Source organism: Senegalimassilia sp. (assembly GCF_977052095.1).
Window position 1 is genome coordinate 20,617 of the sequence record NZ_CDRSTZ010000023.1, and the last position, 7,472, is coordinate 28,088.

The following is a 7,472-nucleotide window of genomic DNA, read 5'->3' on the forward strand; positions in this document are numbered from 1 at the left end:
GGCTGGCCGTGCCCGCAAGGGGCGCAGGGCCATTGGCGCGTCTGTGTTGGACGCGAGCATGAGGAGGTTGCTCATGGCGCAAACGAATGGAAAAGATTCCCTGGCTGAGCAGGTGGAAAAGGAGCGCAAGTTCCTTGGCGGGCTGCTTGAGGGGCTGTCGGTGCCGCAGGTGGCGGCTGGCGCGTTGGCGGCGGTGACGTCGATGCTGCTGTCGTCGAAGATCGGCATTGCCGGCTCGGTCATCGGTGTGGCCGTCGGCTCGGTGGTGTCGACGCTGTCGTCGCAGATTTACAAGCAGTTTTTGCAGGCGTCCGCCGACAAACTGCGCGAGCTGAGCCCGGTGGGCGACGCGGCGGGCGATGGCGTGGCCGAGGAAGCTGCGGGCGAAATGGCGAATGGCGCTGGCGTTTCCGCTGGTCAAGCTAGCATGGCGGGCGCTACGCGCGTGATGGACCCCGCGGCGACGCGCTTGATGTCGCAGGTTGGCCAGCCTGGCGCGGCTGCCGGCTTTAGTGGACCGGAATCCGCCTTTGCGGGCGCTACGCGCGTGATGGATCCTGCCGCCACGCGCGTTATGGGTCGGGATAGCGAAACGAACTTCGGCGTTTTGCCTGGCCAGAATGGTGAAACCGTGGTTATGGATCCCGCGAATGTCGGTGGCGGGGCGAATGGCGCTGCGCAGGGCGCGGCGGGCGACGACGCTTTCGCTGGCTTTGCCGGTGCCACGCGCGTTGCGGCTACGGCGGCCGGCTCCGACGCTGCGGGCGAGACGCCTACACGTACGGTGGCCGACTTGCGCGCCGAGGGCGAGACGGGCGTGCTGCACGGTCGCGCCGAGCATCTGCGCCGCCAACGCATGCAACGCGGGGTCATTGTGGTGTCGGTGGTGTCGTCCCTGGTGGCGGTGCTTCTTTGCGCGGGCATCATCAATTTGGTGACCGCCGGCGAAGGCGTCGGCACGAAGACCGAGCCGCTGTTCAGCGGCACTTCGACCGAGCAGTCGGCCGGTGCCGGTTCCGCGAAGTCGTCCAAGCAGCAGGCAGCAACCAGCGAGGGCGCGTCTGATGACCAGTCAAGCGAGACGACGCAGAACCAGGGTAACCCGGTTCATCAGGATGCGTCGGCTTCCGAGTCCGGTGCGGCCGATGCTGGGCAGCAGGACGGCGCTTTCGATTCCGCTAGCGGCTCTTCACAATCCGGCAGCTCCGCGGGCTCGACCAGCGGTGATGCAAATGGGTCTGGTTCCGCTTCCGGCTCGCAGGGCGCGGCGTCGGGTTCGGGCTCCTCGGGCTCGGCCAGCAGTTCCTCTTCGGACAGCTCGGCATCTGGCAACGGCAGCGCCAGCGGCTCGGGTTCGGCCGACGGCTCTTCGCAATCCGGCAGCACTTCGGGCTCGTCGGGCTCCGCGAACGGCTCGTCAACGGGCGCATCCACATCCGCCAACGCCTCATAGCGGGGTCACCGTGCTTCGCCAGCTTCTATGGTGTTGGCTGCGGCTGGCGCACGAGCGCTTCCGGCAATGCTACGATGAGCGCGAAACGTTGAAGCTGCGGCGCTGCCTGCCGCGCCGCCCGGAAGGAGAACCATGTCCCCAGATGAGAACGCCGCGCCCGCTGCCCCCGCGTCCTCCAAGCCGGCCGTGCCGCGCACGCGCGAGGAGATTGCTGCGTCGCTGAAGGTGCGCACGCGTTGCGGAACGCCCACGGAGAAGCTTGAGGTCATCATGACGAAGGAGGGGCTCGACCGCATCGAGGCGGCCACGGTCATGGTCATCGGCCTGGGCGGCGTGGGCTCGAACTGCGTCGAGGCGCTGGCGCGCGGCGGCGTGGGGCACCTGGTGGTCATCGACCACGACATCGTCAGCCTGTCGAACATCAACCGCCAGGCCATCGCGTATCACAGCACGCTCGGGCGCAAGAAACACGAGGTCGTGCGCGACATGGTGCACGACATCAACCCCGACTGCGAGGTGGAGGCGCTTGACATGTTTCTGCGCGCCGAGGACATCGAGCCGCTGCTCAGCCGCTACCTCGGGCGCGTTGACATGGTCATCGACGCCATCGATTCCGTGTCCGCAAAGCTGGCCATCGCCGAATTCGCCGACCGCACGGGCATGCCGCTGATTTCCAGCATGGGCGGCGCCAACAAGCTGCACCCCGAATGCATCGGATTCGCCGACATCTACGAAACGCGCAATTGCCCGCTGGCGCGCGTCATGCGCAAGGAATGCCGCAAGCGCGGCATCCGCCACCTGCGCGTGCTGTATTCCTGCGAGGAGCCGGTGAAACGCCCGACGCTTGAGGGCGCCAGCCGCCGCGAGCGCACGAACATGGGCACGGCGTCGTTCATCCCGCCGATTTTCGGCCAAACCATCGCCGGCCGCGTTCTGTGCGAGATCGCCCAAGTGCCGGAAGCGTAGCTCGGAGGGGTTGTTGTGGGTTGCAACCTGTTCGACATGCACTGCCATCTGGGATTTTGCGAAGATGCGGCGCAGGCGGCGCGTGAGCTTGCGGCCGCTGGCGTCGGTGCGTTCTCGAACACGGTGACGTTGGCGGAGTTCGCTGCGCAGCAGGTGGCGCTTGCTGGCGCGGCCAACGTGCGCGTGGGCTGCGGCCTGCATCCCTGGTGGGTTGGCGAAGACGCAGCGGCCGACCTTGATGCCTTGTGCGCTGCGGTGGAACGGCAGCGGTTCGTGGGCGAGGTCGGGCTGGATTTCTCGCCGCCACACGTTGCGACGCGCCAGGCGCAGATAGCGGCGTTGTCACAGGTGGCGGACGTGTGCGGCCGCGTTGGCGGCAAGGTGGTGTCGCTGCATGCCGTGCGCGCGGTCGACGACGTGCTCGACGTGCTCGAAGGCGCCGGCGCGCTTGCCGAGGCGGCGGGCAACGCGTGCATCATCCACTGGTTCTCGGGCACGTCCGACCAGCTCACGCGCGCGCGGCGACTGGGCGCCTTCTTCAGCGTGAACCCGCGCATGCTGCAGTCGAAGCGCGGGCGCGCCTATGCGCAGGCCATACCCGGCAACCGGCTGCTGCTTGAGACCGATCTGCCCGCGCAGGCAGGCGCGTCCTGGGATGCCGAACGCGTTCGCCAACTGCTTGAGCAAACCGCGCGTCAGCTGGCCGAACTGCGCGGCGAAGACGTCGCCGACCTGCAAGAACGCATAGCAGCAACAAGCCGAGCGCTGCTTGAGGCATAGCGGCCGCCGCGGCCCGCCGCATCATCTATAATGCAAACGCGAAAATGCTAGCAGCATGGCGGAACGGAAAGGATAGCGAATGGCTTACGAGCACGTGACCAGCGCAAACGATGCGCGATTGGCGCCGTATGCGCGCGTGCGCGACGCCGACCTTGCCGCATGGCCCGCATCTCCCGCCGGCCTGTTCATGGCCGAGTCGCGCGCGGTCATAGCCGCCGCCATCGACGCCGGCGTCCGTCCGCATTCGTTTCTGGTCAGCGAATCCTGGGCCGACGACGCCGCCCCGCTTGCGGCTGCGCTGCAGGCAAAATGGCCCGCGTGCCCGACGATGCGCGTGCCCGACCAGCTATTCACCCAGGTCACGGGCTACAAAATCGTGCGCGGCCCCGTGGCCGCCTTCGAGCGCCCGGCACTTGCCGACCCGGCGGTACTGCTTACGAGCGCGCGTCGCGTGGCCGTGCTTGAGGACGTGGGCAACTACGCGAACATCGGCAGCGCGTTTCGCGCGGCGCGCGCGTTCGGCATCGACGCGGTGTTGGTGACGCCCTCGTGCCACGACCCACTGTTCCGCCGCGCCAGCCGCACCAGCCAGGGCACGGTGCTGCAGGTGCCGTGGACGCGCATCGGCACGCAGCGCCAGTGGGCCGCCGAGGGCATCCCGCTGCTGCACGCCGCCGGTTTCAAAGTGGCGGCGCTGGCGCTTGAGGACCGCTCGCTAGCCCTAGGCGACCCGCGGCTTGCCGCCTGCGAGCGCCTGGCCATGGTGCTGGGCACCGAAGGCGCGGGCCTGTTCCCGTCCACCATCGCCGCCAGCGACTACACGGTGAAAATCCCCATGACCCACGGCGTCGATTCGCTCAACGTGGCCGCCGCCAGCGCGGTGGCCTTCTGGGAACTGCGCGTGCGATAGGGGCTAAGACGCATCCGTCGCGTTGCCCTCGGCTGCTGAGCCGTCTTTCCCGCAGGCCCTTCCACTTTCCCTCGCATCGCGGTTTGCAAATCCTGCTAGGGAGCAAGCCGCCTCACTGCCGGCAGTCGGGAACCGCCCGCGATAAACCCTAAACCCCATTCGCACCCCGCATGATCGGCGCGCAATTTCTGCCTGGTGATCCGATTCATCGGCGAACGGTTCGCCATTTCGGGCCAGGCTAGCGGCCGTCTTGCGCGCAACGTTAGCCTTCGTTAAATCTTCCCATCTGGCTAGATTCCCGCCGGGTTTTCGCGTCCGATAGCGTATGATAGAACTCGTGCTCTCGAGGTGAGGGCGAGTGTTGCCGCCATGCAACGCGCAGTGTTACCCCCGTGCGAAAGCGCGGGAGAGAAAAGAGGATTTAAAATGGCGGAAGGTACTGTTAAGTGGTTTAACCCCGAGAAGGGCTATGGCTTCATCTCTCAGAACGACGGCGAAGACCTGTTCGTGCATTTCTCTGAGATCAAGATGGACGGCTTCAAGACCCTCGATGAGGGCCAGGCTGTGTCCTTCGATGTGACCACCGGCCAGAACGGCAAGCTCCAGGCAAGCAACGTGGTGCGTCTCTAACCCACCGCTTTTCTTAAACAGGATGCTGAAAGCCCTTGCGTGTGCTGCGCAAGGGCTTTTTTGATGCCTTGTCGAACGAAGGCGAAACTGCCTGCGGGTTGAGGGGCGAATTCAGCCGAAGCGCGGGCGAACGCGACCGCTGGTCGCCGGCGTTGCGATCGCCTGCTTGCAGGTGTTTAACGCCGCGCGCCGCCCAAACGCAAGAAAGCCGCCCCGAAGGGCGGCTTTCGCGTACTGCAAGGATTGTGGCTGCTGCGGGCTTGCGCACCGCACGCCGCATCCGTTACTCCAGGTTGGAGCCCTTCTTCTCGGGGAGGAAGAACATGACGATGAACGCCACGATGTAGATGCAGGCAACGCAGCCGATGGCGAAGCCGAAGCCGTGGCCCGCAGCGATGATCGGGATGACCACCGGGGCGGACGCGCCGCCGATGAAGCGGCCGGCGTTGTACAGCGCGGTCTGCGCCGTGCCGCGGATCTCGGTGGGGAACAGCTCGGCGATGAGCGTGCCGTAGCCGCCGATCATGCCGTTAGCGAACATGCCCATGAAGAAGCCGCCGAACAGCAGCGCCGTGGGGTCGGTCAGCTGGCTGTAGATGATGATCATGGCAGCGGCGCCGATCTGGAACGTCCAGAACGCGGGGCGACGGCCGGCCTTGTCGGCCAGCCAGCCGAACACCGAGATGCCGATCATCATGCCGATGACGGTGACGGCCGTCCACATGCCGGTGGACGTCAGGCTCAGGCCCAGCTCGCCGTTGAGGTACTTCGGCAGCCACGTCATGATGCCGAAGTAGCCGGCGTTCTGCACGGTGCACAGAATAATGATGATGATGGAGTACTTGATGCGCGTGGGCGAATTGAACAGGTCAGCCAGGTTGCCGTGCTTCTTGCCGGACGCCTTGTGCTGCTCGTAGATGGGCGGCTCGGGCACGAACGCACGGATGATGATGGCGACGACCGCCGGCACGAAGCCGACGACGAACAGGCCGCGCCAGCCGAATGCGGCGATGATGGGCGCGGAAGCCAGCGAGGCAACAAGCACGCCGACCTGGAAGCCCAGGCCAACGGCCGACGTGGCCTTCGCGCGGTTCTCGGGGCTGGAAACTTCGGACGCGATGGCCATGCCCAGGCCGAACTCAGCGCCGATGCCCAGGCCCGCCAGGAAGCGGAAGATGGCCATAAGCTCGAAGTTAGGGGCAGCGGCGGAGCACAGGGTGAACACGCCGAAGAAGATGACCGAGTAGGTGAGCACCTTGATGCGGCCAAGCTTGTCGGCCAGCGTGCCGAAGATCAGGCCGCCCAGAAACGCGCCGGCCAGCGTGATGGACGTGAGCGACCCGGCGGTGGTGTTGTCGACGCCGAACGTGGCGATGATGCCGGACAGCGCGAAGCTCAAAATCATGAGGTCCAGGCCGTCGAGCGCGTGGCCGATGGCCGCAGAGAACACGGCTTTGCCGGCGTAGTGCTTCATCTCAGAAGCTTTTTCTTTGTGTGGCATAGTGGTTTCCGTCCCATTCCGCAAGTGAATAAACTTCCAATAAAATACTCTGCTATTGAATATTTTCAAGGGCATTTCCGGATATTTTTGCGCTTTGAAACAAAAATATTCTTACGGACGAACAATGTGGGAATAGCAACGCAGCGCGCTTGGGAAAGCGTGCGAATCGAAGTGGCGGCGAAAGCTCGCGAAACGCCGCAGGTGATTCTACTCCTTGAGGAAGCGAAACGCTAGGGGAAATCGAAGGTTGCGGGACGCGGGCGCGCGATGCCGGCGCAAGGTGCAGGGGCGCTTCGGTTCGTCCCTTGCGCCGCATTTCGCGTTTCTGCCGGTGAAGTGCGGTTTCGGTGTTCGTTTCGGGCGCCGCGGCGCATTGGGCTACCATGCCGATATACGAAAGGGGCAGCTATGCGGCACGCTATTGAAGACGTTGAATACGCGGAATATCTTTTCGACCGGTTCTACGGCATCGGCAGTTGCGAATCCGGCGGCGTCACCCGGCTTGGCTATACCGAAGTCGAGGACGAGATGCACCGCACGTTGTGCGAACTTGGCAAGGAAAAAGGCTACGGCAACTTCGCCGACCAGGTGGGCAACACCTACTTGTACCGTACGCAGTACAGCAAGGACGAGCCTTACTGGCTGGTCGGCTCGCACCTGGATTCGGTGATCGAAGGCGGGCGCTACGACGGCGTAGCGGGCATCATCGCCGGGCTGCTGGTGATGGGATGGGCCGAACGCGACGGCCTTGACCTGCCCATTCGCGTGGGCGCCATGCGCTGCGAGGAGTCCAGCAACTTCGGCAGGAGCACCATCGGCAGCGGCCTTATCACCAAGGAGATCTACAAGCACGACGTGGGCGAGGCCGTGAACAAGCAGGGCGAGACGCTGCACGAGGTGTTCGACCGCAAGGGCTACAGCCTGACGCCCGATCGCATCCAGGGCATTCGCGAGTATCTTGAGCTGCACATCGAGCAGGGCAAGGTCCTGGAGGAATACGGCGACGCCGTGGGCATCGTGAGCACCATCGCCGGCCCGCGCCGCTTCAAGGTGCACGTGCACGGCAACGCGGAGCATTCGGGTGCCACGCCCATGGGCATGCGTTCCGACGCGCTCGCGGCGGCGGCCGAGATCATCTTGGAAGTTGAGGAGATCGGCAAGTCCGAGGCCATGCATCAGTCCGTGGCCACGGTGGGCGTTATCGTGAACCACCCCAACGCGCTCAACGTCAT

General features: G+C 65.1%; 7 protein-coding genes. 6 read left to right on the plus strand and 1 reads right to left on the minus strand.

All coding sequences use genetic code 11. From position 1 onward, the window contains the following. The first annotated feature begins 73 nt into the window (after nt 1-73). From ACWI6D_RS05770 to ACWI6D_RS05790, 5 genes are all read left to right on the plus strand, one after another. A complete protein-coding gene (locus ACWI6D_RS05770; protein WP_449133995.1) occupies nt 74-1,453 on the plus strand; it encodes a hypothetical protein in 1,380 nt (459 codons plus the stop codon). Nucleotides 1,454-1,585: 132 nt separating this feature from the next. After that, nucleotides 1,586-2,419 (plus strand): tRNA threonylcarbamoyladenosine dehydratase, encoded by an 834-nt coding sequence (locus tag ACWI6D_RS05775; RefSeq protein WP_449133996.1) that lies wholly within the window; start codon nt 1,586-1,588, stop codon nt 2,417-2,419. Nucleotides 2,420-2,434: 15 nt separating this feature from the next. After that, entirely contained in the window at nt 2,435-3,199 is a 765-nt protein-coding gene (locus ACWI6D_RS05780) for a TatD family hydrolase (protein WP_449133997.1), read from the plus strand. A gap of 79 nt (nt 3,200-3,278) precedes the next feature. Further along, nucleotides 3,279-4,109, plus strand: a complete 831-nt coding sequence (locus ACWI6D_RS05785; RefSeq protein ID WP_449133998.1) for a TrmH family RNA methyltransferase — start codon at nt 3,279-3,281, stop codon at nt 4,107-4,109. Between the two features lie 426 nt (nt 4,110-4,535). Beyond that, complete coding sequence (locus ACWI6D_RS05790; protein ID WP_042436473.1) at nt 4,536-4,739, plus strand: cold-shock protein; 204 nt, start codon at nt 4,536-4,538, stop codon at nt 4,737-4,739. Nucleotides 4,740-5,022: 283 nt separating this feature from the next. On the opposite strand, the gene ACWI6D_RS05795 is transcribed toward ACWI6D_RS05790, so the two are convergent. After that, a complete protein-coding gene (locus tag ACWI6D_RS05795) occupies nt 5,023-6,240 on the minus strand; it encodes an MFS transporter (protein ID WP_449133999.1) in 1,218 nt (405 codons plus the stop codon). A gap of 408 nt (nt 6,241-6,648) precedes the next feature. Here ACWI6D_RS05795 and ACWI6D_RS05800 point away from each other — a divergent pair. After that, a partial coding sequence (locus ACWI6D_RS05800; protein WP_449134000.1) for a hypothetical protein occupies nt 6,649-7,472 on the plus strand: 824 nt, incomplete at its 3' end.